Source organism: Bacillus sp. ISL-77 (assembly GCF_018613105.1).
The window spans coordinates 127,537-153,099 of record NZ_JAGGQY010000051.1 but is presented as its reverse complement, the minus strand read 5'-3'; the positions used below and the strand labels follow the sequence as shown (position 1 = coordinate 153,099).

Below are 25,563 nucleotides of genomic sequence, written 5' to 3'. Positions count from 1 at the left end.
AATCCTAATTCATAATATTATATAATTTTCGTTAGGGCCATTCTCAGGTAGATTGGGCTTGATCTACATAAATTCATTGGATTAGGAGAAATAAAATGGAAAAAGTACTTATTTTCGGTCATAAAAATCCTGACACAGATACGATTTGTTCTGCAATTGCCTATGCAGACTTAAAAAAACAATTAGGTATGGATGTTGAACCAGTGCGCTTAGGACAAGTAAATGGTGAAACACAATATGCACTAAACCAGTTTAATGCAGAGGCTCCACGCCTTGTTGAAGCAGTTTCGAGTGAAGTGAACGCGGTCATCCTAGTTGATCACAATGAGCGCCAGCAAAGTGCAAATGATATCGCTGATGTTCGTGTATTAGAAGTAATCGATCACCACCGGATTGCTAACTTTGAAACAAGTGATCCGTTATATTACCGCTGCGAGCCAGTAGGATGTACAGCAACAATCCTAAATAAAATGTACAAAGAAAACAACAAAGAAATAAGCAAAGAAATTGCCGGATTAATGCTTTCTGCGATTATTTCTGACTCATTATTATTTAAGTCCCCAACTTGTACGCCAGAAGACGTAGCAGCAGCACGTGAGTTAGCTGAAATTGCTGGTGTCGATGCAGATGCATATGGACTTGAAATGTTGAAAGCTGGAGCAGACGTTCGCGACAAATCAATTAACGAACTGCTAAGCCTAGATGCTAAAGGATTTGAAATGGGCTCAAGTAAAGTAGAAATTGCTCAAGTCAATGTGGTTGATACGGCAGATGTGCTTGCTCGTCAAGAAGAATTAGAAGCGGCGATCTCTACGATTATCGAAGAAAAGAACTTAGATTTATTCCTGTTTGTGGTAACTGACATTTTAACAAACGATTCAGTTGGTTTAGCTTTAGGAAGCAAAACAGTTGCAGTAGAAAAAGCATATAATGTTACACTTGCTAATAACACTGCTACCTTAAAAGGTGTCGTTTCACGCAAAAAGCAAATCGTACCTGTGTTGACTGATATTTTTACTAAAGGTTTATAAGATAGACCGTCCATGGACATTTTCATGGACGGTTTTTTCTATCCCTATAAATACTCAAAATTAATTCCTTCTTTCCATCAACTGACTTTTGTTGTAATCTATTAAATATTTAGAAAATCGAAATTCTCTAATATTTTAATTGAGAGGAAGGAATAATCGCATGCTGTTTTTGTCACTGATCAGTTCTTTTTTTAATGCACTGAATGCACTTTATGCAAAGAAAATTGTTGGAGAAATGAAGGATAATAATAGTTTCATCGTTACATCATTTGCATATATAGGTTTGTTTCTTGGACTTACATTACCATGGCTTTATTTATTTAAAATGAACGCGATCTCGATTTCCTTGCTAATTTTGGTTGTCCTGCTAGATATGTTAGGAAATTTACTATTCTTTAAAGCAATGAACAAAATCGAGGTATCAGTCCTTTCCGTTTACATGGCATTAACACCATTATTCACATTTATTCCGAATAGCGTCTTATATGGATTTCATCCATTTGTACTTGTGTCTGTTTTATTTATCATGGTCGGTGTTTATTTTTTAAATTTGAAAGGTCGGAACCCGCTGACTCCATTTCTTGAATTAAAAAAACCTGGAAATTTATTGGGGATCGCATCAGCAGTTGTGTTTGGAGTTAGTATGGTGCCTTCGCAGCAGTTACTTGTTCATGGATGGGTAAATCCAGTGACGCTTTACTTCTATCGAGCCTGCGGTATTGCCCTAATTACCTATCTAGTTTACCGTCCAAAGGTGTGGTTTCCTAGCCTGCATAAACATCTAAGTTTACGCGGAATTACGGTCATCATCCAATGGATTTGTCTTTTTACTGCCTTAAAATTTGCCGATGGAACACTTGTTGTGTCACTCGCTTTCACTTCACCGTTATTTGCTGTTTTCCTAGCATGGTATTATTTTAAGGAGCAAATTACGCCCGCTAAGCTAACTGCTTGTGTGATTACGATCTTAGGTATTATTATTACAGTCGTATAAAGGGAACAATGAACAAAGGAGGGATGAACAGTGAACCGAATGCACTCGACCACCATGTTCTTGGCTGGTCTGCAATGGTTATTTTTCATGTTTGCAAATACTGTGGTCATCCCGTTAACTATCGGGGATGCCTTTGACTTATCATCAGTTGAAGTGGCTAGTACACTGCAAAGATCATTTATCTATACAGGGACAGCCTGTATCCTGCAAGCTGTTTTTGGGCATAAGTATCCACTTATGGAAGGACAATCTGGCTTGTGGTGGGGTGCCATCCTAAGTCTTTGTGCTTCAGCTTCTTCAGCGGGAATCAGTTTGACTGAACTAGGGGGTGGTCTTGCGCTTGGTATTATTATTTCAGGCGCTTTAGTTATCATTCTCGGAGCTTTAGGAATGGGACAGGTGTTAGAGCGGTTATTTACACCCGTAGTTATGGGTACCGTGCTATTTCTGCTTGCAAGCCAGCTTATTGTCATTTTTACAAAAGGGATGCTCGGATTGGGAACAGCAACTCAGATTGATATACCAACAGCAGGATTATCGGTCCTGTTAATTATACTCGTTGTATGGATTAATCTTAAGGGGCATGGAGTGATTCGGAATTTTTCCATCCTAATTGGGATTGTAACTGGGTGGGTGGTTTACGCAATATTTTTTCCATCAACCCCAACTAATCCGAGTACATCAACGGAACTTTTTCAGTTATTTCCTTGGGGGAAACCTAGTTTTAGCTTTGGTCTAATTCTGATGGCAGTCATCACTGGTTTGGTTAATACAACGAATACTATGGCTTCCATAAAAGGGATTGAGCCAATCATAAAGACGAAAACCACAAATAATCAATACCGCCGCTCATTTGTTTTAACAGGGATTAATTCGATCGTATCGGGCCTATTTGGTTTGGTTCCGTATGCACCCTATATTTCTTCACTGGGATTTTTACAGTCAACGCTCATTTTTGATCGGGCACCAATCGTCATTGGAGGTGCTTTGTTTATATTACTTGGTTCGGTGCCTGCGATGAGTCAACTGTTTTCTACTTTGCCCATCAGTGTCGGGGATGCAGTTTTATTTGTAGCCTATTTGCAATTATTTAGCGGAGCACTTACAAATTTGAATGGAATTCGCTTTAACCAAAGAACAATTTATCGAATCGCTGCACCTGTTCTACTAGGAATTGCGATCATGAATATTCCTGCTGAAATGTTTGGTTCCATCCCGATGCTTGTTCGACCGCTATTAAGCAGCGGTTTACTTGTAGGAATTTTGCTTGCGATTGTGCTTGAAAATACAATTGATTGGTCCAAACTAGAGAAATCGATACCAAGTCCCAAAAAAAAGATCAGTTGAATAAATAAAAGGCGCCCCGTTTAAATTAGGAGCGCCCTGTTTTTTAATATCGGTATTAAGCGAGTGGAGTAAGCTTTTCTTTTATAAAAGGATAAAGGCTTACTGCTAGATGAATATTCAAAAATTGTTGACTATCAGATAAATCAGTGGAAAGAATTTCTTCAATCCTTTTTAACCGATACATCAATGTATTGGTATGAACATGGATGGATTCTGCTGCTTCTTTCGCATTTTGATTGTGTTCAAGATATGCAAACAACGAAGGTAGCAGTTCGCCTTTACGGGATTGGTCATATTCAAACAGAGGCCCGAGTACTTCCATGATAAAATCAATAAGTTCTTCTTCGGTATTTTGTAGCAAAAGTCTTTGAACGCCAAGTTCTTTATAACTAATTACTTGGTTTTTCCCTCCATAACTTTGAAGGAATTGAAGACATTTCGCTGCCTCCTGCATCGATTTAGTAACTTTTAATAAGCTGGAATGAATTCTCCCAATACCTATCGAAACATTAGTGCCCCAATTTTTAACTTGGATTTCCTGTTGAAATTTAGACACCAGCTCTTTAACTTGATGGTGTGCATAGGCAGGTGAAACCTTTTGTTGAAAAGTAAGCAGTACAACGATTTGGTCGTGATTTCTAACCGCCATCCCTTTTAAAGAATTTTTTAAAAATACTCGGTTGGCCAACTGAACAAGGTGGCGAATGATGCTGTTCCTTTTATGTGTATTGTCCATTTCGTCTAACCGGATAATAACAGCTAAATAATCACCCATCGGATCGAAATCCATCTGTTTCGCTTTTTGAAGAATGGTGCCGTCTACTTTTCCGGAAAATAGAACATCAATGAGCTCCCCATTTATTTTTTCCTGTGCATCAAAAATAGCTTGATCCTTTACAAGTTCGAGTGAGATAACGGTACATGCATGCTCCAATGCTGCGATATCAACATCACGCATTTTTTCAGGAGAAACGATAATTAGTGAGCCATAAAGCGTTGGCTTGGCCCCAATTGGAAGGACGGTTATACACTGATTTGCTTTATTCATGTTGGTTTCAATGAATGAACGGACGTTTCCAGGTGTTTTTATCGCATTCTGTGCCAATTCTCTTATTGTATATAACTCATCATCGGATAGCTTATCTTTATATGCATAGGAGATCAGTTCTCCAAGATCATCATATAACAAAACATTGTGTCCGGTTGTTTCATTCAAATAAGTGATAATCGAATCGAGCCCTTCACCGTGTAAAACAAGGGCAGCCAATCGATTATGGATATCCACAGACCGTGATAGCATCTCATTTTGTTTGGAAATCGTGTTATTTAATTCCTCCAGCTGTCTTACCGTCTCTTCTTGCTCACTGTAAAGGTTTGCTTTCTCAAGTGCTACAGCAGCTTGATGGGCAATAGCAGTTAGAAGATTAATATCCTCAGGGATAAAGTGAAGGGACTGATCAAAAGAATCAAGTGTAATAACTCCAATACATTCTCCTTTTAATAGGATTGGTGCACAAATAGATGAATAAGGAAGTGTGGGGATCGATTGATCCATGAGCATATGATTCGTTTCTGACAGGGTTGCCGTTGCTTTTTCCACTTCCGTTCTGTTATGAAAAATCAAGCATTTTTGGGCGGTGAAAGCCAGGCCCGTCATAGATTCACCTGGTTTTAACCGTACCCTTGTAATTTCTGACTTAAAATTGCTGTCAGACTTTGGAATAAGCAAATCTTGTTTAGGGTCATAAATGAATAAAACCCCACCGTGGGCTGCATCAATGACTGAGACCGTTTGTACCATAATTGAGTCTATAATCGTATCGATATCTAAGGATGAGTTTAATACATTGGAGACGTGTATTAATGACTGCAGCTGGCGATGACTAAGAGTTTCCTTCATGGTGCACCTCACAATCTAATGATAGGAATAATGAAAAAATTAAATTTCTTTTGTCTATTGTAACAAACTCTTCTCGACAATGTGTGATTTTTATCAGTAATTATTAGGTAAAAGTGAGATTTATGTGATTTTTTTGTGTTTTTACACAAATTGTTTATTAAGAATTTTGTAGAAAACAACATAACAAATAATCTGATAAGTTTTATAATTATAAATAAATAAAAAATTACTTGCCATTCCATTAAAGCGACAAACTAATCGGGAGTGTGGCAGAAAGGATAGGGCATTGATTAACAAAGAAAGATTATGGAGTCGGTTGAATCTTCTAAGCGAAATTGGGAAAACAGACACAAACGGAGTCACTCGCTTATCTTTCACTCCAGAAGAAAGAGCAGCGAAGGATCTTGTAGCTGCATTTATGATAGAAGCAGGGCTGAAAGTTCGTGAGGATGAAGTTGGAAACCTAATTGGCAGGAAAGATGGAGGAAATCCAAATGCATCTGTGGTTTTAACTGGTTCCCATATAGATTCTGTCCTTAACGGTGGGAATTTTGATGGACCACTGGGTGTTCTTTCAGCGGTTGAAGCACTTCAAGTCATGAATGAGCAGAATATTGAGACAGAGCATCCCATTGAAGTGATTGCTTTTACGGATGAAGAGGGGGCAAGATTTAGTTTTGGGATGATTGGAAGCAGGGGTATCGCTGGCACCCTTACGCAAGAAGAATTGCTTAATAAGGATAAACACGGGATCACGATTGCAGAAGCGTTTGTCGCTAGTGGTCTAAAGCCAGATACGATAGGAAAAGCAGCACGCAAACCTGAGGATGTTAAAGCATATATCGAGCTTCATATTGAACAAGGGAAAGTCCTTGAAGGTCAAAACCTCTCTGCCGGGATTGTTTCAGGATTAGCTGGTCCGTTATGGCTCAAGTTTATTTTAGAAGGAGAAGTCGGTCATGCAGGTGCGACCCCGATGTCCATTAGGCATGATGCATTGACTACAGCTGCAAGAGTGATGCTAGTGATTGAAGCAGAAGCAGCTAAAACTGGAACTACAGTTGGTACAGTGGGACAAGTTCAGGTACAGCCAGGTGGAATTAACATCATTCCAGGTCGGGTTGAATTCTCATTAGATCTTCGGGATATAAGTGAAGTAGTCCGTGATGAGGTAGAGCAGAATATTAGGGAACAGGCGCAACAGATTTGTGAGACCCAAGGTGTTAAATTGACGATTGAAGACTTACAGCGGGTTGCACCAGCCCCATGTTCTGTAATTGTAAAGAATGCAGCAAGAGACGCTTTTGAAAAATTAGGACTAGAAAGTTATTATCTTCCAAGTGGAGCAGGACATGATGGGATGCAATTGTTGGATTTATGTCCAATGGGAATGATATTCATCCGCTCCAAGAATGGAATTAGTCATGACCCAGCTGAATGGAGTTCAAAAGAGGACTGTGCAGACGGTGCGAATGTTCTTTATCATACGGTTCTAAATCTAGCGGTTCAAAAAGTGAATGCAGCAACAAACTAATAGGAGATGACAAGCATGAGTATTAGTACAACAGTAAACCTTAACCAATTAGCAGAAGAAACAAAAGAGCAAGTCATTGCCTGGAGAAGGCATTTGCATCAAAATCCGGAACTATCCTTCCAGGAGGAAAAAACATCTCAATTTATTTATGATACGTTACAATCGTTTGGAAACATGGAGATTTCCCGTCCAACAAAAACTAGTGTGGTTGCACGTTTGATCGGCCCTGTGCCAGGAAAAACACTTGCCATTCGTGCGGATATGGATGCACTGCCAATCCAAGAAGAGAACACATTCGAATTTGCTTCCCAAAACCCTGGTGTGATGCATGCATGTGGTCATGACGGTCATACAGCAATGCTACTCGGTACAGCCAAAATTCTTTCGGGCTTAAAGGAGCATATTAAAGGGGAAGTTCGTTTCTTGTTCCAGCATGCAGAAGAGTTATTCCCTGGCGGTGCTGAGGAAATGGTGCAAGCAGGAGTAATGGACGGGGTAGACCTTGTAATCGGTACACACCTCTGGTCACCAATTGAAAAAGGCAAAGTTGGGGTTGTCTACGGTTCGATGATGGCTTCTCCAGATACCTTCTGGATCACTGTGAATGGAAAGGGTGGACATGCAGCACTTCCACACCAAACAATCGATTCAATCGCCGTTGCTGCACAGGTTGTAACCAACCTTCAGCATATTGTCTCAAGGAATACAGACCCGCTAGATAGTTTGGTTATTTCTGTAACCCAATTTATTGGTGGGACAACACACAACGTGATTCCTGGACAAGTTAAAATTTGGGGGACTGTTCGCAGCTTTGATCCAACACTTCGTGAATCCATTCCTGCAAAAATGGAGCGCGTCGTCAAGGGAATTACCGAAGCGCATGAAGCCACTTACGACTTTAAATATGAATTTGGCTACCGTCCTGTCATCAATGATAATGAAGTGACAGCTGTGATTGAAGAAACGGTTCGAGAAGTATTTGGTGAAGAGGCACTTGATATGATGAGACCCAATATGGGTGGAGAAGATTTCTCTGCATTCATGGAAAAAGCTCCAGGCTGCTACTTCTATGTTGGAGCCGGTAATGAGGAACAAGGTATTAACTACCCGCATCATCACGAACGCTTCACAATCGATGAGGATGCACTAGAAATTGGTGTAAAAACATTCCTTCATGCGACATTTAAGTTTTTAGCTTAAGTTATCATCTGGATCTTCGTGAAATAAAGAGACCAGCGAAGGTCCGGTTAAAAAAAAGGCATGATTATTATCAATTAAAATTAGGGGGTTATTTTATGAAATTACATCAGCTTATCGCAATTATACCGTTCATTGGTTTACTCGGCGGAGTTCCTTTCGCCAATAAAGTCACTCCCTATGTGTTCGGGATGCCTTTTGTGCTCTTTTACATTGTTTTGTGGGTAGTAATTACTTCTGGAATTATGGCAATTGTTTTCAAATTGGACCCCAAAAATAAGGAGGAGGAAATCTAATGAATACAGCATTAATTATCATTTTCGGATTTTTAGCATTATCCATCTTCCTTGGTGTACAAGCTCAAAAGGGCAAGGACATGAGCCTCGAGCAGTGGTCAGTAGGGGGACGCGGGTTCGGAACAATCTTCGTATTCCTATTAATGGCAGGGGAGATTTATACAACATTTACGTTCCTTGGCGGAAGCGGATGGGCTTACGGTAAGGGTGGCCCAACTTATTATATCTTAGGGTACGGCTGTTTAGCTTACATCATGTCCTATTGGTTACTTCCAGCCATTTGGAAATATGCGAAAGATAACAAATTAATGTCACAATCCGACTTTTTTGTTAGTAAATATAAAAGTCCATTACTTGGTGTTTTTGTATCTATAGTTGGTGTAGTTGCATTGATTCCATATCTTGTCCTACAATTAAAAGGACTAGGAATCATTGTTTCTGAAGCTTCTGGTGGTTCGATTTCATCTACTGCAGCTATCTGGATTGGAGTTATTGCTGTAACGGTTTACGTAATGATTTCAGGAATTCACGGTTCTGCTTGGACAGCTGTTATTAAAGATATCATGATTTTAGGTATTGTTTTATTCTTAGGTATTTATTTACCAATTCACTATTACGGCGGCTTCCAGCCAATGTTTGAAGCAATTGAGGCTGCTAAACCAGGTTTCCTTGCTCTTCCAGAGACTGGTTTAAGTGTATCGTGGTTTATTTCTACAGTATTATTAACTGCACTTGGTTTCTATATGTGGCCGCACACATTTGGATCGATTTATTCTGCACAAAGTGCAAAGGTATTCCGTAAGAATGCGATTATCATGCCACTTTATCAGCTAGTATTATTGTTTGTATTCTTTGTAGGCTTTGCCGCTATTCTTCAGGTTAAGGGTTTGGAGGGTCCAGCGGGTGACTTGGCATTATTAAAACTATCGATGCAGACATTTGATCCATGGGTAGTTGGATTAATCGGAGCAGCTGGCTTACTGACGGCAATTGTTCCAGGTTCCATGATTATGATGGCAGCTGCTACTTTATTAGCGAAAAACGTCTATAAGGTGTTTGTGCCAAAAGCATCTGACCAACAAGTATCTAAATTAGCGAAGAACTTAGTACCAGTTGTTGCACTCATCGCTCTATACTTTACCTTTAAAGGTGGAGATACTCTAGTAACATTGTTATTAATGGGCTACAGCCTTGTAACACAATTGTTCCCAGCATTGGTATTCAGCTTAGCTAAAAAGAACGTGGTGACAAAAGCTGGTGCATTCGCGGGTATTGCAGTAGGGGTGTTTACAGTTGCCTACATTACAATTAGTGCTTCTACTGTTGGTACAATATTCCCAGCGCTTCCACAATTCATTAAAGACCTCAATGTGGGTGTTATCGCATTAGTAATTAATCTTGTTGTTACATTTGTTGTAAGTTTTGTAACGAAATCAGCAAGTGCTGCCAATAACACGAATGAGCATGTGGCATAATTTTAGAATGAATAACTAAAACACCTCCAAGTCGTTAAAAAGTATTGACGACTGGGGTGTTTTATTTTTGTAACGTTTAAATCAGTGAAGTTAATCAGTATGTTTTTGAATTTCTTCTTTCTTATGATTCATCAAGAAAAATGTTAATGGCTGGTCGGAACCCGTCATTAATTTATACACATAGGAAGAAGTAAGTTTATAGCCGTCGTCTATTTTTGTGGCCAAATAATTCGTCCGTTCGAACAGAATGGAACGGATATGATTGATTTGACGGGAGATTTTGTCCATTAGTGCTTCTTGATTGTCTAAGCGCTGTAAAACTCCGCCTTGAAACGCCTCTTGTTTCGCCATTTTTTCTGCAACCTTTTTTTGTAATTCGAGCTGTTCATTCAATTGGAGGACAAGCTGATGATTCGCATCCTCGTACCTCTCCAACCTTCTTTGTAAATCATTTAATTGATTTCCAACATGGTTCCACTGGTTGAAGTGTGTTTCTTCTTGATGCTGGGATTGCATACCTAATTCAGATAAGGCTTTTTTGAGTGCAGTATTCGCTATTTGCTGTTCAGAAATTAATTGAGACAGGAAATCCTGTCTTGATATGACTTGATTGGTCGCTTGTGGATTTTGTTTGTTTTTATAAACATCTGGATGGTCACTGTTATTAATGAATAATCCCATACCTCTCCCCGCCTTTTTTTATAATTGGTTGTGATAGTTTATGCTTGAAAATCTAAAGAGGGGACATGATTGGGCAGTTGGAGAGGAAAGGGTGAAAAAATAACGCTCGGAAAACTTCCAAGCGTTATTTCGGTAAAATATTTTTTAAACAAGAGTCGGTGTTTTCAATATGAATTTTTCTACAACCTTTGCGACACCGTCATTCATATTGCTGTCGGTGACAAAGTTAGCTTTTTCTTTAATATCGTCTGGAGCATTCCCCATAGCAACACCTAAGCCTGCAAACTCAATCATCGCTAGGTCATTATAGCTGTCACCCATTGCAATGACTTCTTCGCGCTTAATCCCCAGCTGTTGAATCAAGAGGCTAAGGCTTGTACCTTTCGTGACGCCATGCTCCGTAAATTCTAGAAAGAATGGTTTGGAACGCATGACACTTAGATGACCAGCTAACTCTCGCTGCAGTTTTTCTTCTACTTCCGCAAGTTTTGTTTCATCTTCAAGCATCAGCACTTTTACCACAGGTTCCGATACAGCCTCCACGAAACTGCCGACTTCAATTATTTCTAGGCCAGTAATTTCTCCTTCAATATTTGTGAATTGGTTTCCAGCCTCGGTAACAATCTGATCCCCAACATACGTATGAATCCAAACATTTTCACGACGACTTACTTCATATAAATAGTGAACGACATCAGGCGATAAAGTGCTGCTAAACAGTTCTTCACCAGTCTGACAGTTAGTAATTTTAGCGCCATTAAAAGAAAGAATAAAGCTGCCGAAATCATTCAACCGCAGTTCTTTAGCAATAGCATACATGGCTGACGTAGGCCGGCCAGAAGCTAACACCACTTTCACTCCTAATTCTTGTGCATCCATAAGTGCACGCTTTGTGCGGTCAGATATCGTGTGGTCGTCCTGCAATAGTGTATCGTCTAAATCAAGTACAATCATTTTATAAGGCATTCTTGAAGTCTCCTTTAAACATATGTCATCTAACTATCTTACTATAAATCTAGTAAAAATACGTCTTACAATTGAAACCAATTCGTATTATAAAAAGATAATAATTTATTCTGTACTATTTTTTTGTACAAATATAATTACTTATTATGGTGAAAACTAGTCGGATATGAGTATGACCAACAGTTATCGAAACATAAGGATCGAATCATTGGAGGGGAAATTGTGTGGAAAATATAAGTCATAATCCGCGGCTGTCTTCGGCAGAAATTGCTAATCTTTGGTCACAATATATGAATGATAGCATGGCTGCTTGTGTTGTTCGTTATTATTTGGAGAAGGTTGAGGACAAGGATATTCGCCAGGTATTAGAGCTTGCCCTGCAATTATCACATTCTCATCTAAAGAGTATAAGTGAATTTCTTGACCAAGAAAAATATCCAACTCCGATTGGTTTTACAGAAGAAGATATAAATCTGAATGCTCCCCCGTTATTTTCAGATCTCTTTATGCTGTTTTATATGTACATAATGACACTGCATGGGTTAACTGGCTATGCAGGTGCGGTAGGTACATCTATCCGCGCAGATCAAAGGAGCTACTTCATTCAGTGCAACACTGAAACGATGAAATTATACGATATGGTCATGGATGTTATGGTCCAGAAAGGCATTATTAACAGGCCTCCTAACATCAATGCACCAAATGAAGTTGATTTTGTAACAAAACAGAGTTTTTTAACCGGCTGGTTTCGTGACAGAAGGCCTTTAAATGCGATTGAAGTGAGCGGTATCTATTTTAATATGCAAAAGACGATTGCGAAGATTGTGTTGGAAATTGGGTTTTGTCAAGTGGCTCAATCAAAGGAACTTCGCGATTACATAAAAAGAGGAGAAAAGATTTGTGATCGCCAATATGAAACGCTAAGTGATATTTTATTTGAAAGTAACTTACCTGCACCAAGAAAATGGGATTCAGAGGTATCAAAATCTACCATAGCACCGTTTTCAGATAAACTGATGCTATTTCATATCGTTACATTGGTTGCAACCGCTTCAGGTTATTATGGGGCTGCTTTTGCTCTCTCCCAAAGACGTGATTTAGGTCTAAAGTATGAATTGCTAATTGCAGATATAACTAAATACGCAGAAGACGGTGCCAATCTGTTGATTAAAACCGGCTGGATGGAACAGCCGCCGACTTTTGATGACAGAGATAAATTGGCAAAACAGTAAACCTGCGATTTCATAAACCTCCCATTTTAATGATGGGAGGTTCATATTTTTGAAAAAATATGTCATACTTAAGTGAACGTAAGTTATGAAATCAACGGAAGTACTGGAGGCTTTTCAAAGATGAATCGATGCGGTTGGGTAAATCAGGATCCACTATATATTGATTATCACGATTATGAATGGGGAGTTCCGGTCTATGATGATCGCCTGCTATTTGAGTACTTAAATCTCGAAGGGGCCCAGGCAGGACTGAGTTGGTACACCATTTTAAAAAAGAGAGAGAACTACCGGAAAGCTTTTGATAACTTTGAAGCCGAAAAAATTATCCGCTATGATGAAAAGAAAATCGAAGAATTAATCCATAATGAAGGAATTGTCCGAAATAAGCTAAAAATCAATGCAGTCATTACCAACGCACATGCGTTTTTGAAAGTTGTGGAGGAGTTTGGCTCATTTAGTAAGTACATATGGTCCTTTGTTGGAGGTAAGCCTATTCAAAACCACTTCCGCGAAATGAAAGATGTTCCAGCTATCACGGATATTAGTGATCAATTAAGTAAGGATTTAAAGAAGCGCGGCTTCAAATTTGTTGGCTCGACCATCTGTTATGCGTTTATGCAAGCAACAGGGATGGTGAATGACCATATCGTGACCTGTGAATGTTATCAAAAAGCACATCAAATAATGAACTAATGAAAAAAGCGATTATCTCAATGAAGAGACATCGCTTTCCTTAGTTTGTGTAAAGAAAAATATAAAAATGGCAATTGACAGTAAAAATAGAAATATCTCTGCTTTAGAGGGCTCGAATGTTGGGAGGTCTGTTAAGGACAACATGACCACTTCCTTCTTAATTAGATTTGAATAGAATTTCAGGTTCGATTTTAAAATGTTCAGATATAATCCAACGAAATTGCGTAAAGACTTTTTCTAAATCAGGCAATGTTGGTTCGTGTTTAGGAACTCCAAAAATAGGTCCTGTAATATTAAAGCTAAACCTTCCTGGACCTATAAAGATACCTGACACATTTGTCTGATCGCTAATCAATAGTATGGCTAATAGGATATCCCCAATGTCCAATAACAAACTAAATGTATTATGTCCTGATTTACCTTCTAAACGCGCTATTCCAGTTAGCGGCCCACCAACAGATAGGGCAAATCCTCCTGGTTCTATAATAAGTCTAACAACTGTCACTTGCCCTGTTAATAATAAAAATGCCGTTATTATATCAATATTTCGTTGGATGGAACTAACTGTTCGTAGGCCTTTTTCTAATTCACAACTACTTTTCAACGATTTTCACAACCTACTCAACTTAAACTCTTCATATATAAAGATAATGACAAGGACAGAAATCAGTGCAGCCAAAGCATATCTTTTGTATATTATGAAATGAATCGAAGGATGCTACTCATTTTACAAAATGAAAGCCCATCACAATTGTGATGGGCTTTCTTGGTAATTAAAAAGGTTTGCTTATGACTGTGCAGGTTTATCAAGCGCGAAATCTGATGTGGGCAAAGTAATGATCTTGCCGCCGATTTGGACATGAATGGTGTCGTTGAAAATGGCTTTCACAATTCCCTTTAAGGAGATGGTTGAATTGACAGAGATTTTTTTGGATTCAGCTTGGTTTGCCACAATATCAACGCCTTTCGAAAATTGGTAGAAATATAGGAACTTATAGAAAAAAATTAAAATAAAGATACATTAAATTATTCGGAAAAATATTAGAAACTCCTGCTAAGGCAAGGGGATTTTTATAAAAAAATCGGTCATGTTTTGATCTACCTATATTGCAAAGGGGTGTTTAAACAATAATAGCGACTAACATGAACCGTAGGTCAAGTATCGCATTTTTGAAGTTGTCTGTCAACGAAAACATGAACTGTGGTTCAAATTTTAAAATCGTGGTATGATATATTTGAGGTGATAAAATGCCAGACAGTGATGACCTATTAATTGGTGAATTCCCTTTTCTCCCAAAACAGGAACGGGCGCAACAAAAAAGAAATGCACTGCTCGAAAGTGGACAAACTTTGTTTATTTCTAAGGGGTACGAGCAAACTACTGCTAAGGAAATTGCTGCCCATGCAGGTGTTGCTACCGGTACCTTTTATCGTTATTTTTCAGATAAACGCCAACTTTTAATGTCATTATTAGAAGACAAATTAGACAAGCTTCTCCCACCTGAACCTAGTTGGATTTCCCATGATCCAGTATCATTATTAGCATCGCTTTTAGGAGCCCATAATAAACGCCTTAATGAGTTAGGGATACAGCGTGTGTTGCCTGAGTTAGTGATGAAAGATCCTAGTCTTGCTGAATTTTTGGGTGACGCACGAAGGAAAATTCATTCGAGAATTTTGTTAGGGCTAAAACAAGCGGAAGAAAAAGGATTAACCTGGGAGGATCTCGATTTAGAAACTGTCGCGTGGGCAATTTTAGTCTTAGTGGAAAATGGTCATGGGAAAGAAGGACAAACTGGGAAAAGAGCGGATTTTCTAGATATTTCGAAAGTAATTTGCCGGATGGTTTTTCCACCAGATGTGTTACAGCAATTGCAAAATACGGATGAAACGAATAATCCAATATCCAAAAAATGAAGGTGATGTCGATATGATAAATGTTCAGGTAAAGGACTTTATGGTTAAGGATGTTATATCAGCTAGTCCAAGTGCTTCCATTAAAGATGTAATGACATTGTTTGTTGGGAAAAAAATTGGCGGTTTACCGATTATCGATGAGAATGGTGTGCTACGTGGATTTGTAACAGATGGAGACGTTTTACGGGCAATCAGTCCAGTCGATCGTCGGATTCATGATTATTTCTCTCTTATCACATATGTTGCAGAAGAAGACATGGAGAATCGGTTGAGAGAATTGGCTGACAGGGAAGTCATTCGGATTGCAAAAACCCACGGAATCGTAACCGTCCATCCTGAAGATGAAATGAAAAAAGTTGTCTCTCTATTGTCTAAGCATCACTTTAAAAAACTACCTGTTGTTGATGAGTCTAATCATGTGGTTGGTGTAATTAGCAGGGGAGATGTCATTCGCAGCATACAAGAAACGATTATTAATGATTGGCAATGATAGTCATGCAACTGAGACAGCCCTTCACTTTAAAGGGAAGGGCTGTCTTTGGAAAGAATATACTCCTATTGTTCCATTATAATAACCTTTGTAGGACTAAACTATTGAAGTGGTTTTTCAAGCAGGAGCTCAGATGCTGGGAGCGTTATGATTTTCCCGCCAATTTGCACATGAACGGTATCGTTGAAAATGGCTTTTACAATTCCTTTTAATGAAATTGTCGAATTAACAGAGATTGTTTTCGCTTCAGCTTTGTTTGCCAAATTAACCAACACCCTTCGAGATAGTTATGAAAATATTATATATGAAGATAAGGAAATAAAGCTAGAATAAATAATCAGAAAAGTTAAAAAATATTTTACGTTATGTGAACACGAAAATAAATTATCTTTTATAAATATGTGGGAAGCAAAAGAATGATGAGTAATTCTCATGTTTTTAAAAATGTAAGATTTATTTGAATGATTTCAGAACGACTGCCAATCCGAAGTGGAGGACCCCAAAAACCAAAACCGGATGAAACAATGGAATGAAGCTGACTTTTCTGAAGATAGCCCCAATCATTTTCAAATATCCTTTTTGTAATCAGATGATTCGGTGCCATTTGCCCTCTGTGTGTATGGCCTGATAAAAGTAAGTCGACACGATTTTCTTGCGCTTGAGTTATTTCAGCAGGCTGATGATCCATCATAATAATTGGCAGGGATGGATCAATATCTGTTAGTAAAGCTTCAATCGGTAGCCGATTTCGATCAGTTTTGTCTTTTCGACCTGCAAGATAAAAGCTGTCGGCTATTTTGATTACTTGATCTAAGAGGATAGTTATCCCGATTCTTTCCATTTCCTGCAAAAACTTTGGAATCCCGCCGCCATAATATTCATGATTTCCTAGGACTCCATAAACACCTAATGAAGCCGATAACTCCTTCATGACATCACCCATTTTCTTTTGAGTAAATGGCAAGGGATCGTCGTCAATGATATCGCCTGGCAGTAAAATGATATCCGGATTTAGCGCATTTACTTTACGAACAAGCCGGCGAACATGTCGGATGCCTGAAAGTCTGCCAAAATGCATATCAGAGGCCATGGCAATTCGTAGCTCAGTTAGATTGCCCACCTGTTTTGGAATGACAAGTGAAAAAGTCCGAACGACAGGGCTATATGCATTAAACGTTCCGTAGATAAATAGAATAACAAAAGATATTAATACCGCTCCTCCTACCCAATTGATGACAGATGTTGTGGAAAGATCAGCAAAAATGAGAACAAAGGCAACAAGATTGGAAAGAGGCAGGAAAAGGATGGCATATTGGAATAATCCAAACCAATAAGAGCCGATCATTTTAAATAGTGACACTTTTTTTGTGAAATGTCCGATGATGTATGAATAGGAAATGAGACTAACAACTAAACCGTATATCCATTTATCCTGCAAATCGAAAACTGAATGCAGCCAAACCCAGCCGTTCCAACCGATATAAAATGTTATGGCAGAATAAACAATTATGATGGTCATGAAATTTATCAAGTAGCGTGGTTTCATTAATTGCTCCTTCATTGAGGGAATATTTCATAAAACATGAAATGTAGTTCAAGTATTGCATGGATTTGGAAGGACTGTCAATTAATCAAGCCTTAGGAGTAAACCTGTATTTTAACTAAATTATTTTGATCTAGTGACTTAATCATAGCGGTAATAAATAGGAAGTTTAATAAATTCTATCAACCGTTCCCGTCACTTTCCGGAGGTATGATATAATAAGCCCAAAAAGGAGGCGGACCAATGTCTAATGAAGTAGGGAAGGTAGATGAACTTTTTGAAGAAACCTGCTGCACAGATGAAGGCAGCGATCGTAAGAGTCATCATCCGGATAAAGTGAAAAATAATCTTGTTACGAGACTAAACCGGATTGAAGGGCAAATTCGCGGTATAAAAGGCTTAATTGAAAAAGATACGTATTGTGATGATGTCATTAACCAGATATCGGCCACTCAATCCGCCTTAAATAGCGTAGCCAGAATCCTGCTTGAAGGTCATATGAAAAGCTGTGTTGTCGAAAGAATTCAAGAAGGTGATTTTGAAGTCTTGGATGAAGTTCTGGTCACCATCCAAAAATTAATGAAAAAATAATCGAGACAATTGATGTTCCAAGGACAATAAAAAATAATATTTTTAAGATTTAAAAATTTGAGAATTGCAAATGTCCCAATTTTTCATTTTAGATATAAGTAAAACTAAGAAATCCCTTGCTGGAAAGGTACTAGATATTAGTAGACTTTCCAGCTTTTTTTTGATTTGGGATACAACATCTTTAAAGAACGTCCCATTCCAAAGGTGAATATAATATTTACAAGGAAGGGTGGGTGCACATGTTTTTCTGTGGGTTAGTTCTTATTGGGATGGTCATTCCATTCGTGTTAATGAAAATAGATTCCAGATGGGTAAACTGGATCCCAGCGGTATTCTTTTTAGCAGCAGCATTTATAATGGGTGCGAAGGCGGTACTTTATCCAGGTGAAGGAATGGCTGATTTAGCTGAGAGAATCTATTTTATGATGTTTGGATCCGTTGCGATTGGTTCCATTATTGGTGGGACAATCGTTCACTTTATAAAAAGTAAAAAATAAACGCGCTCTTTCTAAAAGATTGTAGATTCTTAAATTCGCCCAATTATTGGTGTCAGGCACCATTTTATTAAAAAAAATAGACCTCAAGGTGAGGTCTAGTAATTTTTATTGAGAAATAGAATTTGATTGTGATATGCTGGTGGACTCCGGTACGCGTAGGAGGATGATGCCCCCGATGATGAAAAGAACAATTAAGCTAAACACGCCGCTATTGGTATTGCCGGTCATATATGCGGTGAATCCCATAAGAGACGGCCCTAAAATGGCTGCGAATTTATAAAAAATACTATAGAAACCAAAAAACTCATTCGCATGTTCTTTTGGAACAAGTTTGGCAAAGTAGGAGCGGCTTAAGGCCTGGATCCCGCCTTGTGAGGAGGCAACGAGCATCGCCAAAATCCAAAAATCTAACGTCGTTTTTAAGAAATAAGCATACGTACATATGACAATATAAACAAAAATTCCAACCAGAAGCATGGTTTTGCTTTTGAATTTATCGGCAAGTTTCCCGTATAAAATGGCGAACGGTGCAGCCACAACTTGTGTTGCAAACAAGATAATGAGTAGATTAGTAGAAGTGATTCCTAGATCGGATCCGTATGCTGTAGACATGGTAATAATCGTATTAACTCCGTCGATGTAAAAGAAATAGGCTATTAGAAATAGAAACAATGGACGGTATAACTTAATTTTCTTGAATGTTTCAAACAGCTGTTTAAAGCCATTGGAAATGGGGTTTGACACAGCCTCTTTATAATATACCTGTTTTACATTTTTTAGCATCGGAATCGTGAATAAGCCCCACCATAGGGCGGTAATTGCAAAAGCCGCTTGACTTGCAACCGTAACAGATAGTGGGAGAATGTTTTGCTGCGATAATATGATCAGGGCAATGCTGATAATAAAGGGGATCGTACTTCCGATATAACCCATCGCATAGCCTTTTGAAGATATCTGATTCATCCGATCCTCGGTCGTAACATCGACAAGGAAGGCATCGTAGAAAATATTTGTTCCACCAAAACCAATAACGGTAACCATGTAACAAATTAATAAAATTAGCCATTGATTACTAGGTACAACAGCAAGCAGCAAGGTAAATACAATCCCTAATACAAAGAAAAAGGTGAATAAGCGTTTCTTTAACCCTTTGAAATCTGCAATACTTCCCAAAATTGGGGCACAAAGCGAAATAAGCAGAGTGGCAAACGAATTAGCATATCCCCAATAGGCAGTGGAAGTGGTAGCAGCAAGCCCCGCATCGTTTGCAGCCGCTTTAAAATACAACGGAAATATTGCCGTGGTGATTAGGATCGAATAAGCAGAGTTAGCCCAATCATATAACACCCAGCCTTTTTCTTGTTTCGACATCCGACTCATGAATTTACCCCCTTTTCATTTTTCAAAATCTCTTCTATAGCCCTTCCATCTGTTTGGCCTAAATTTACGCCTAAAAGCCTTGCGAATGTGGGGCCTTCATCAATGAGACGGATTGAAGGCAGGGTGATTGATTTTATCCCTTTTCCGGCTGCCATAAAAATGGTTCCGTAATTTTCTTTCTCAGGTGAATAGCCATGACAGGCCAATGTGTATTTATGATTCGCGTTTACGTCCTCCTTCGTGATCGTTTTGATGAACTCTCCTTCAAAGTCTTCTAAAAAGAAATATCCTCTTTGGGCTTCAACCATAAAGGAACACGTTCCATCTGCGCCTTTTTCCGCAGCTTGTTCCCCAGTGATAACGTTTTCAATCCCGTTTTCAGAATCCTCATACAAGGAATCTAGCAATCGTCTCACTTTATCCTGTGTGGCGAAATCTTTTTTGTCTTTAATGTAAATATATGCGGAGCCATCACAACTTTTACAATAAGCCTTCCAATTAATTATTTTCCCTTTTCCGTTAGAAGTGATCATATTTTGCTCATGGAGAAGAACATTTAGGTTGACGGCTTTATTTTCATCTAAAGCACTATGATCACCTAATGCAACCACAGTGGAATTCTCATAGATTCCGCTTTCCTTTAAGGCATCGATAATTCTGCCAAGTCGGCTATTGTGGCGGTCGATTGCCGCGAGTGCTTCCTCCGAAGAAAAACCATGATAATGGCGCTGGGTATCCAAATCAGTAAAGTGGACCATCAATAAATTCGGCTTCTTTGATTTAATGGTATCGACGGTTGACTCTAAGACGAAGTCATCCAATTCCGGTTGACTAAGGCCTTTTCGGATATGACCGTAACGTTTATTGAGATCCCACTGAAAGCGGGGACTTCCACTCATCAGTGAAACAAGAATTTGATTATGCCAAGGGCGGTTCGCAAAAATTTCGGGCATATTATAGTCAATTTTTGCTTTGGCTGTTACTGGCCATAATAGAGCAGCTGTTGTCATATTTGCCTTTCTTACCTCGTCATACAAGGTTGTTCCTCGAATACAATCTCTGAACCAGTTCCAATCAGGAGAAACCATGCCTGGCTGTAGAAGAGTGTTATTAATTACACCATGTCGGTTCGGATAATTACCTGTGACAATCGTTGCATGACAAGGATAAGTGACGGAAGGGTAAATGGATTCGACTTTCTCTACATAGGCCCCATTTTTTAATAGGGTTTGAAAGTGTGGTAGTTCTTTTAACTTAGGAAAATCTAAGGCTGAAAGGCAATCAAATGAAATGATAATTAAATGGTCAGTCAGTCGTTTCATAAATTGGAAAACCTCCGAAAATATCTACCAGTTACTACAATTGTACTACAGGTAGGCGGAAATGGAAGAATGGTTACAGAATATTTACAATATTGTTGAAAGCATTGATTTAATAGAAGGTTTTTCTAGTATAATGATATTAGCAAATTCTGGATTAATGGGGGTAAGAAGATGCCAAGTATCCGAAGCTATTTTTTTGAAAAAGGAATTAAACTTTCGGTAAAAAGAGCACTAAAGAAGGGGATATCAGATCGAGCGATGGATGAACAGCGGCAGATGCTCGACACGGCTGCAAGAAAACTGGGGAAACTCCCAAAAAACTGCCAGGTTGAGCAACTTGAAATTGAAGGCTTGTACGCTGAGTGGCTTAGTTCCGAAAACATTTTAGCTGACAAGGTGATCCTTTATTTACACGGTGGTGGTTATGCATTTTGTTCAGCCAATACCCACCGCCCACTAGCGGCTCGTATTGGGAAAGCGGCGGGTGTAAAGGTGTTATTTCCAGAGTATCGTCTTGCACCAGAGCATCCATTTCCAGCTGCAATCGAGGATGCTGTTACCGTGTACCGCTGGCTATTGCAACAAGGTTATGATTCCTCCAAAATAATTTTGGCAGGAGATTCTGCAGGAGGTGGCTTAAGCATTGCTGCCACTTTGGTCTTAAGGGATCAAAATGAACCGCTGCCGGGGGCAATTGTTTGTCTTTCTCCTTGGGTCGATTTAACCAGCAGCGGGGAAAGTTATCGTAAAAACAAGGAGGTTGATCCATATTTAAGTGTGCAAGGTGTAAGGGATGCAGCACTAATGTATGCGGGGAATGAGAATTCCCTCAACCATCCGCTCGTATCACCTGTCTTTGCAGACTTGACCGGGCTTCCGCCATTATTCATCCAAGCAGGGAATCATGAGATCTTGCAAAGCGATGCAGAATTGCTCGCCACACAAGCACGTCATGCAGGTGTTGATGTCACTTTTAAAGTATGGGACAAGATGTGGCATGTCTGGCAAATTAGTGGTGATACTTTACCAGAAGCGAAAAAGGCTGTAAGCGAAATAGGGAATTACCTAAAGAAAACCTTCCAATAATTTTTTTAAGCATACCTTGGCCAGATCTTGGGTCGGTCCAAGTTATAAATGAAAATCTGAGAACTCCTGAGATCCTGAATCAGGAGTTCTTTCACGTGTAGATAACAATAATTCAACCTATGAACTTTATGAACAAAATGGTAGTTAAGTTTTTAATGCTATTTAAATGAATAATCTATGAAAACCTCAAAATTTTTGTAAAATTAAGAAAACGTTAAGAAAACGTTTACAAAGGGGGAAATGAAATGTTTTCTATCAAAAGAATTTCAGCAGTAATGTGTGCAGGAGCATTGGCATTAAGTTTGGGGGCTTGCAGCAGTAAGGAAACAGCGAGTACAAGTAAAAAAGAGGAAGGAACCGGTTATCCAACAAAGGCCATTAGCGTGGTAGCACCTTCAGGAGCAGGTGGAGGCTGGGATTTAACAGCCCGCTCGTTTACAAAAGTGTTAAGTGAAACAAAGCTTGTAAAACAGCCAATGACAGTTGAGAATAAGCCTGGTGGCGGTGGAGCAGTATTTATGGCGGAATATGCAACCCAGCAAGTGGAAAATAATGACATGCTGTTTGTCAATTCACCGCCGATTATTATCAACAATTTAAAGAAAGAAGGAAACAGTCCGTACGGTTATAAGAATACCACACCATTAGCACAACTTACGAAAGACTATGGAGCGATAGTTGTAAAAGCCGATTCCAAATTTAAAGATTTAAAATCAGTTTTGGAAGAAGTAAAGAAGGATCCTAGTAAGTTGACTTTTGCTGGTGGCTCGGCACCAGGCTCGATGGACCATTTAGTTTCCATTCTACCAGCCTATAAATACGGAGTTGACCCAACCAAAATTAAATACGTTTCCTATGATGGCGGTGGCGAAGCGATTACCGCATTACTTGGAGGAAACGCAGATGTCATTGGGACGGATGCCTCTAGCGTAAAAGAGTTTCTTAAGGCAGGCAAAGTAAGGGTGCTGGCGATTACATCCACTGAACGTTTATCCGGTGACTTTAAAGATGTCCCTACAGCGAAGGAACAAGGTGTCGATGCAGAATTTACGATTTGGCGTGGTGTATTTGGTCCAGAAAAAATGTCCGATGAAGCAAAAGCTTATTGGGAAAAAACCATTGATAAGTTAGTTCAATCACCTGAATGGAAAAAAGAAGTCGAGACACAAGGCTGGGAATTAGAGTATAAAAATGGGGCAGATTTTAAAAAGTTCTTAGATGATCAGGAATCACAAGTACAACAATTATTAGAAGCATTAGGAATGCAGAAGTAGAAGTAATCCAAGAGGGAAGGAACGACTTTCTCCTTCCCTTTTATTTTAAAATCGCACGGATTGGGGGGATTGCGGATGGACATTAAATTTGATCGCATCGCTGCTATATTGTTTCTAGCTGTAGGAGTCCTATTTATTATCGGAAGCAGAAGTATTGCAAGCTCTTCTTATGGAAGTGTAGTCGGTCCAGATATTTTTCCATTTTTTCTTGGGGTATTGCTGACGATTTTAAGTATTCGCTTATTTTATGAAACCTTTAATGGAAAAACGCAGGAAAAGAAAAAAGAAAAATTGCAGTATAAGCCTTTTTTAATTATATTGGCAGCCACATTAATCTATATTTTGACGCTAGAATCTGTTGGTTATGTGATCACAACATTTTTATTTCTTTTTGTCTGCTTTCAGACAATGGAACGTGCTAAATGGCTGACCTCACTAATAATCGCTGGATGTTTTTCTGGATTTGTCTATTTCTTATTTGTCGAAGTATTAAAAGGAACGCTTCCAGGGTGGCCAATTTGGTTTTAGTCAACTAAGTTATGGTGTCAGGCACCACGTTTCTTGGAAGGGAAGGGGGATATGTAATGAATACTCTTGATTATTTGATGCACGGATTCGGTTCGGCACTTATTTGGTATAATTTACTTTTTGCATTTGTTGGAGTTTTGATTGGGACAGCCGTTGGGGTGTTACCGGGGATTGGTCCGATGAGCGGCGTTGCCTTGCTTATTCCTGTTACCGCTTCCATTACGGGAGGACTTCCTCCTGAACAAGCCGCAACTAGTGCCATCATTCTCCTTGCTGGTGTCTACTACGGAGCCATGTATGGTGGATCAACCACTTCTATTCTATTAAATACTCCTGGCGAGTCATCGTCCGTAGTGACAACATTAGATGGTTATCAGATGGCAAAGAAAGGACGAGCGGGTAGTGCGTTATCGATTGCGGCAATTGGGTCGTTTGTGGCTGGAATCGTCACGTTGGTCGCACTAATTGCCTTAGCGAAACCATTGTCAAATCTAGCACTTAAATTTGGTCCTGCTGAATATTTCTCTCTGATGCTCTTAGGACTAGGCGCTGTTAGCGGATTGGCAGGAAAGTCCGTTACGAAAGCCTTAATTATGACGGTAAGTGGGTTGCTGCTTGCTACGATCGGAATTGACAATGTTTCTGGGATAGGCCGTTTTACCTTTGATATTCCTTGGTTATACCAAGGGATTGAATTCTTGACCATTGCCGTAGGTTTGTTTGCCCTTGGCGAGGTGTTTAAGACCATCTTAGAAAAAGATGGAGAAGATACACAAATGGCAAAGATTAATAATTTACTGCCTTCTAAAGAAGAGTTGAAAGAATCAGCTGGACCAATCGCCAGAGGATCCATCTTAGGCTTTTTTATCGGGATTCTACCCGGAGCGGGCGCTACTCTAGCATCCTTTTTTTCTTACATTTTAGAAAAGAAGATTTCCAAAGACCCATCAAAATTTGGAACTGGGGCGATTGCTGGTGTGGCAGCACCAGAATCTGCGAATAATGCCGCTTCAGGCGGAGCAATGATCCCATTGTTAACATTAGGAATTCCGGGTTCAGGCACAACTGCCATCCTGATGGGGGCACTGATGATGTATAACGTTCAGCCGGGTCCGTTATTATTCGAAGATCATCCCCAGGTTGCGTGGGGGTTGATTGCTAGTATGTTTATTGGAAATATTATGCTGTTAATACTCAACCTCCCGCTTGTTAAGGTATTTGCAAAAATCATTCAGACACCCAAGCAATATTTGATTCCAATAATTATTGCCATCTCTATTTTCGGGGTTTATGCGGTTCAAGTTTCGATTAATGACCTGTTGCTTCTATTAGGATGCGGTTTAGTTGGCTATTTTCTTAATAAACATGATTACCCGATTGCACCATTGGTGTTAGGACTTGTACTAGGTCCAATGCTTGAGAATAACCTGCGCAGAGCCTTAACGATTTCAAATGGAGATTTTGGACCATTTTTCACACGTCCTATCTCATTAAGTTTCTTAATTATGACAGTTCTTTGGTTGGTTATTCCGGTTATAATGAAGATGCGAGGAAAAAATGTCGTTATAAACGAAGAAGGATAATCTTTT

26 protein-coding genes are annotated in these 25,563 nt (G+C 39.2%); 17 read left to right on the top strand and 9 right to left on the bottom strand.

The genetic code is table 11. The features are described from left to right. Positions 1-95 precede the first annotated feature (95 nt). From J7E77_RS21300 to J7E77_RS21290, 3 genes are all read left to right on the top strand, one after another. On the top strand, positions 96-1,031 hold the full coding sequence (locus tag J7E77_RS21300) for a manganese-dependent inorganic pyrophosphatase (protein WP_214716866.1): 936 nt from the start codon (positions 96-98) through the stop codon (positions 1,029-1,031). A 160-nt stretch (positions 1,032-1,191) separates the two neighbouring features. After that, entirely contained in the window at positions 1,192-2,025 is an 834-nt protein-coding gene (locus J7E77_RS21295; protein WP_214716865.1) for a DMT family transporter, read from the top strand. Positions 2,026-2,064: 39 nt separating this feature from the next. Continuing rightward, positions 2,065-3,372, top strand: a complete 1,308-nt coding sequence (locus J7E77_RS21290; protein WP_214716976.1) for a uracil/xanthine transporter — start codon at positions 2,065-2,067, stop codon at positions 3,370-3,372. A gap of 55 nt (positions 3,373-3,427) precedes the next feature. Here the strand turns inward: J7E77_RS21290 and J7E77_RS21285 are convergent, their stop codons facing one another. Then, on the bottom strand, positions 3,428-5,272 hold the full coding sequence (locus J7E77_RS21285) for a helix-turn-helix domain-containing protein (protein ID WP_214716864.1): 1,845 nt from the start codon (positions 5,270-5,272) through the stop codon (positions 3,428-3,430). A gap of 286 nt (positions 5,273-5,558) precedes the next feature. Between J7E77_RS21285 and J7E77_RS21280 the strand changes: the two genes are divergently transcribed. From J7E77_RS21280 to J7E77_RS21265, 4 genes are all read left to right on the top strand, one after another. Next, entirely contained in the window at positions 5,559-6,806 is a 1,248-nt protein-coding gene (locus tag J7E77_RS21280) for a Zn-dependent hydrolase (protein ID WP_214716863.1), read from the top strand. A gap of 15 nt (positions 6,807-6,821) precedes the next feature. Then, complete coding sequence (locus tag J7E77_RS21275) at positions 6,822-8,006, top strand: M20 family metallopeptidase (RefSeq protein ID WP_214716862.1); 1,185 nt, start codon at positions 6,822-6,824, stop codon at positions 8,004-8,006. A 95-nt stretch (positions 8,007-8,101) separates the two neighbouring features. Then, on the top strand, positions 8,102-8,299 hold the full coding sequence (locus J7E77_RS21270; protein WP_214716861.1) for a DUF3311 domain-containing protein: 198 nt from the start codon (positions 8,102-8,104) through the stop codon (positions 8,297-8,299). Then, positions 8,299-9,774, top strand: a complete 1,476-nt coding sequence (locus J7E77_RS21265; protein WP_214716860.1) for a sodium:solute symporter family protein — start codon at positions 8,299-8,301, stop codon at positions 9,772-9,774. Before J7E77_RS21270 ends, J7E77_RS21265 begins: the two co-directional genes overlap by 1 nt. A gap of 90 nt (positions 9,775-9,864) precedes the next feature. Here the strand turns inward: J7E77_RS21265 and J7E77_RS21260 are convergent, their stop codons facing one another. Together J7E77_RS21260 and J7E77_RS21255 are read right to left on the bottom strand one after the other, a co-directional pair. Continuing rightward, complete coding sequence (locus J7E77_RS21260; protein WP_214716859.1) at positions 9,865-10,455, bottom strand: hypothetical protein; 591 nt, start codon at positions 10,453-10,455, stop codon at positions 9,865-9,867. Positions 10,456-10,599: 144 nt separating this feature from the next. Continuing rightward, complete coding sequence (locus tag J7E77_RS21255; protein WP_214716858.1) at positions 10,600-11,421, bottom strand: Cof-type HAD-IIB family hydrolase; 822 nt, start codon at positions 11,419-11,421, stop codon at positions 10,600-10,602. Positions 11,422-11,645: 224 nt separating this feature from the next. Here J7E77_RS21255 and J7E77_RS21250 point away from each other — a divergent pair, with 224 nt between their 5' ends. Both J7E77_RS21250 and J7E77_RS21245 read left to right on the top strand, forming a co-directional pair. Then, entirely contained in the window at positions 11,646-12,653 is a 1,008-nt protein-coding gene (locus J7E77_RS21250) for a DUF3231 family protein (RefSeq protein WP_214716857.1), read from the top strand. 120 nt (positions 12,654-12,773) lie between these two features. Next, positions 12,774-13,346, top strand: a complete 573-nt coding sequence (locus tag J7E77_RS21245; RefSeq protein WP_214716856.1) for a DNA-3-methyladenine glycosylase I — start codon at positions 12,774-12,776, stop codon at positions 13,344-13,346. A 157-nt stretch (positions 13,347-13,503) separates the two neighbouring features. On the opposite strand, the gene J7E77_RS21240 is transcribed toward J7E77_RS21245, so the two are convergent. Both J7E77_RS21240 and J7E77_RS21235 read right to left on the bottom strand, forming a co-directional pair. After that, positions 13,504-13,950 (bottom strand): hypothetical protein, encoded by a 447-nt coding sequence (locus J7E77_RS21240; protein ID WP_214716855.1) that lies wholly within the window; start codon positions 13,948-13,950, stop codon positions 13,504-13,506. 183 nt (positions 13,951-14,133) lie between these two features. Beyond that, on the bottom strand, positions 14,134-14,298 hold the full coding sequence (locus J7E77_RS21235; protein WP_214716854.1) for a hypothetical protein: 165 nt from the start codon (positions 14,296-14,298) through the stop codon (positions 14,134-14,136). A gap of 296 nt (positions 14,299-14,594) precedes the next feature. Here J7E77_RS21235 and J7E77_RS21230 point away from each other — a divergent pair, with 296 nt between their 5' ends. Further along, positions 14,595-15,263, top strand: a complete 669-nt coding sequence (locus J7E77_RS21230; RefSeq protein ID WP_214716853.1) for a TetR/AcrR family transcriptional regulator — start codon at positions 14,595-14,597, stop codon at positions 15,261-15,263. Between the two features lie 13 nt (positions 15,264-15,276). Further along, on the top strand, positions 15,277-15,753 hold the full coding sequence (locus tag J7E77_RS21225) for a CBS domain-containing protein (RefSeq protein ID WP_214716852.1): 477 nt from the start codon (positions 15,277-15,279) through the stop codon (positions 15,751-15,753). Between the two features lie 101 nt (positions 15,754-15,854). Here J7E77_RS21225 and J7E77_RS21220 read toward each other — a convergent pair whose 3' ends face one another. Both J7E77_RS21220 and J7E77_RS21215 read right to left on the bottom strand, forming a co-directional pair. Further along, positions 15,855-16,016, bottom strand: a complete 162-nt coding sequence (locus J7E77_RS21220) for a hypothetical protein (protein ID WP_214716851.1) — start codon at positions 16,014-16,016, stop codon at positions 15,855-15,857. 167 nt (positions 16,017-16,183) lie between these two features. Continuing rightward, on the bottom strand, positions 16,184-17,299 hold the full coding sequence (locus tag J7E77_RS21215) for a metallophosphoesterase (RefSeq protein WP_214716850.1): 1,116 nt from the start codon (positions 17,297-17,299) through the stop codon (positions 16,184-16,186). A gap of 240 nt (positions 17,300-17,539) precedes the next feature. Between J7E77_RS21215 and J7E77_RS21210 the strand changes: the two genes are divergently transcribed. Both J7E77_RS21210 and J7E77_RS21205 read left to right on the top strand, forming a co-directional pair. After that, positions 17,540-17,887, top strand: coding sequence for a metal-sensitive transcriptional regulator (locus J7E77_RS21210; protein WP_214716849.1), 348 nt, complete (start codon positions 17,540-17,542; stop codon positions 17,885-17,887). Between the two features lie 239 nt (positions 17,888-18,126). Then, positions 18,127-18,384 carry a hypothetical protein gene (locus J7E77_RS21205; RefSeq protein WP_214716848.1) on the top strand — a complete coding sequence of 86 codons (258 nt, stop codon included), beginning with the start codon at positions 18,127-18,129 and terminating at the stop codon, positions 18,382-18,384. A 105-nt stretch (positions 18,385-18,489) separates the two neighbouring features. Here the strand turns inward: J7E77_RS21205 and J7E77_RS21200 are convergent, their stop codons facing one another. Further along, the gene (locus tag J7E77_RS21200) at positions 18,490-19,764 is read right to left on the bottom strand and encodes an MFS transporter (RefSeq protein ID WP_214716847.1); all 1,275 of its coding nucleotides are present in this window, start codon (positions 19,762-19,764) and stop codon (positions 18,490-18,492) included. Continuing rightward, positions 19,761-21,086 (bottom strand): alkaline phosphatase family protein, encoded by a 1,326-nt coding sequence (locus J7E77_RS21195; RefSeq protein WP_214716846.1) that lies wholly within the window; start codon positions 21,084-21,086, stop codon positions 19,761-19,763. Before J7E77_RS21195 ends, J7E77_RS21200 begins: the two co-directional genes overlap by 4 nt. Positions 21,087-21,257: 171 nt before the next feature. Between J7E77_RS21195 and J7E77_RS21190 the strand changes: the two genes are divergently transcribed. The 4 genes from J7E77_RS21190 (at position 21,258) to J7E77_RS21175 (ending at position 25,557) form a co-directional block, all read left to right on the top strand. Further along, a complete protein-coding gene (locus tag J7E77_RS21190; protein WP_214716845.1) occupies positions 21,258-22,172 on the top strand; it encodes an alpha/beta hydrolase in 915 nt (304 codons plus the stop codon). Positions 22,173-22,417: 245 nt separating this feature from the next. Next, positions 22,418-23,446, top strand: a complete 1,029-nt coding sequence (locus J7E77_RS21185; protein ID WP_214716844.1) for a Bug family tripartite tricarboxylate transporter substrate binding protein — start codon at positions 22,418-22,420, stop codon at positions 23,444-23,446. 75 nt (positions 23,447-23,521) lie between these two features. Beyond that, positions 23,522-23,974 carry a tripartite tricarboxylate transporter TctB family protein gene (locus J7E77_RS21180; RefSeq protein WP_214716843.1) on the top strand — a complete coding sequence of 151 codons (453 nt, stop codon included), beginning with the start codon at positions 23,522-23,524 and terminating at the stop codon, positions 23,972-23,974. A gap of 56 nt (positions 23,975-24,030) precedes the next feature. Continuing rightward, positions 24,031-25,557: a tripartite tricarboxylate transporter permease gene (locus J7E77_RS21175; protein ID WP_214716842.1), complete on the top strand. Its 1,527-nt coding sequence runs from the start codon at positions 24,031-24,033 to the stop codon at positions 25,555-25,557. Positions 25,558-25,563: the final 6 nt, after the last annotated feature.

Coding starts and splice junctions, on each gene's coding strand:
- J7E77_RS21270 (WP_214716861.1), top strand. CDS start 8,102: ATGAAATTACATCAGCTTATCGCAATTATACCGTTCATTGGTTTACTC.
- J7E77_RS21255 (WP_214716858.1), bottom strand. CDS start 11,421: ATGCCTTATAAAATGATTGTACTTGATTTAGACGATACACTATTGCAG.
- J7E77_RS21300 (WP_214716866.1), top strand. CDS start 96: ATGGAAAAAGTACTTATTTTCGGTCATAAAAATCCTGACACAGATACG.
- J7E77_RS21245 (WP_214716856.1), top strand. CDS start 12,774: ATGAATCGATGCGGTTGGGTAAATCAGGATCCACTATATATTGATTAT.
- J7E77_RS21205 (WP_214716848.1), top strand. CDS start 18,127: ATGTTTTTCTGTGGGTTAGTTCTTATTGGGATGGTCATTCCATTCGTG.
- J7E77_RS21215 (WP_214716850.1), bottom strand. CDS start 17,299: ATGAAACCACGCTACTTGATAAATTTCATGACCATCATAATTGTTTAT.
- J7E77_RS21200 (WP_214716847.1), bottom strand. CDS start 19,764: ATGAGTCGGATGTCGAAACAAGAAAAAGGCTGGGTGTTATATGATTGG.
- J7E77_RS21295 (WP_214716865.1), top strand. CDS start 1,192: ATGCTGTTTTTGTCACTGATCAGTTCTTTTTTTAATGCACTGAATGCA.
- J7E77_RS21180 (WP_214716843.1), top strand. CDS start 23,522: ATGGACATTAAATTTGATCGCATCGCTGCTATATTGTTTCTAGCTGTA.
- J7E77_RS21190 (WP_214716845.1), top strand. CDS start 21,258: ATGCCAAGTATCCGAAGCTATTTTTTTGAAAAAGGAATTAAACTTTCG.
- J7E77_RS21225 (WP_214716852.1), top strand. CDS start 15,277: ATGATAAATGTTCAGGTAAAGGACTTTATGGTTAAGGATGTTATATCA.
- J7E77_RS21265 (WP_214716860.1), top strand. CDS start 8,299: ATGAATACAGCATTAATTATCATTTTCGGATTTTTAGCATTATCCATC.
- J7E77_RS21175 (WP_214716842.1), top strand. CDS start 24,031: ATGAATACTCTTGATTATTTGATGCACGGATTCGGTTCGGCACTTATT.
- J7E77_RS21285 (WP_214716864.1), bottom strand. CDS start 5,272: ATGAAGGAAACTCTTAGTCATCGCCAGCTGCAGTCATTAATACACGTC.
- J7E77_RS21275 (WP_214716862.1), top strand. CDS start 6,822: ATGAGTATTAGTACAACAGTAAACCTTAACCAATTAGCAGAAGAAACA.
- J7E77_RS21185 (WP_214716844.1), top strand. CDS start 22,418: ATGTTTTCTATCAAAAGAATTTCAGCAGTAATGTGTGCAGGAGCATTG.
- J7E77_RS21210 (WP_214716849.1), top strand. CDS start 17,540: ATGTCTAATGAAGTAGGGAAGGTAGATGAACTTTTTGAAGAAACCTGC.
- J7E77_RS21290 (WP_214716976.1), top strand. CDS start 2,065: ATGCACTCGACCACCATGTTCTTGGCTGGTCTGCAATGGTTATTTTTC.
- J7E77_RS21230 (WP_214716853.1), top strand. CDS start 14,595: ATGCCAGACAGTGATGACCTATTAATTGGTGAATTCCCTTTTCTCCCA.
- J7E77_RS21260 (WP_214716859.1), bottom strand. CDS start 10,455: ATGGGATTATTCATTAATAACAGTGACCATCCAGATGTTTATAAAAAC.
- J7E77_RS21195 (WP_214716846.1), bottom strand. CDS start 21,086: ATGAAACGACTGACTGACCATTTAATTATCATTTCATTTGATTGCCTT.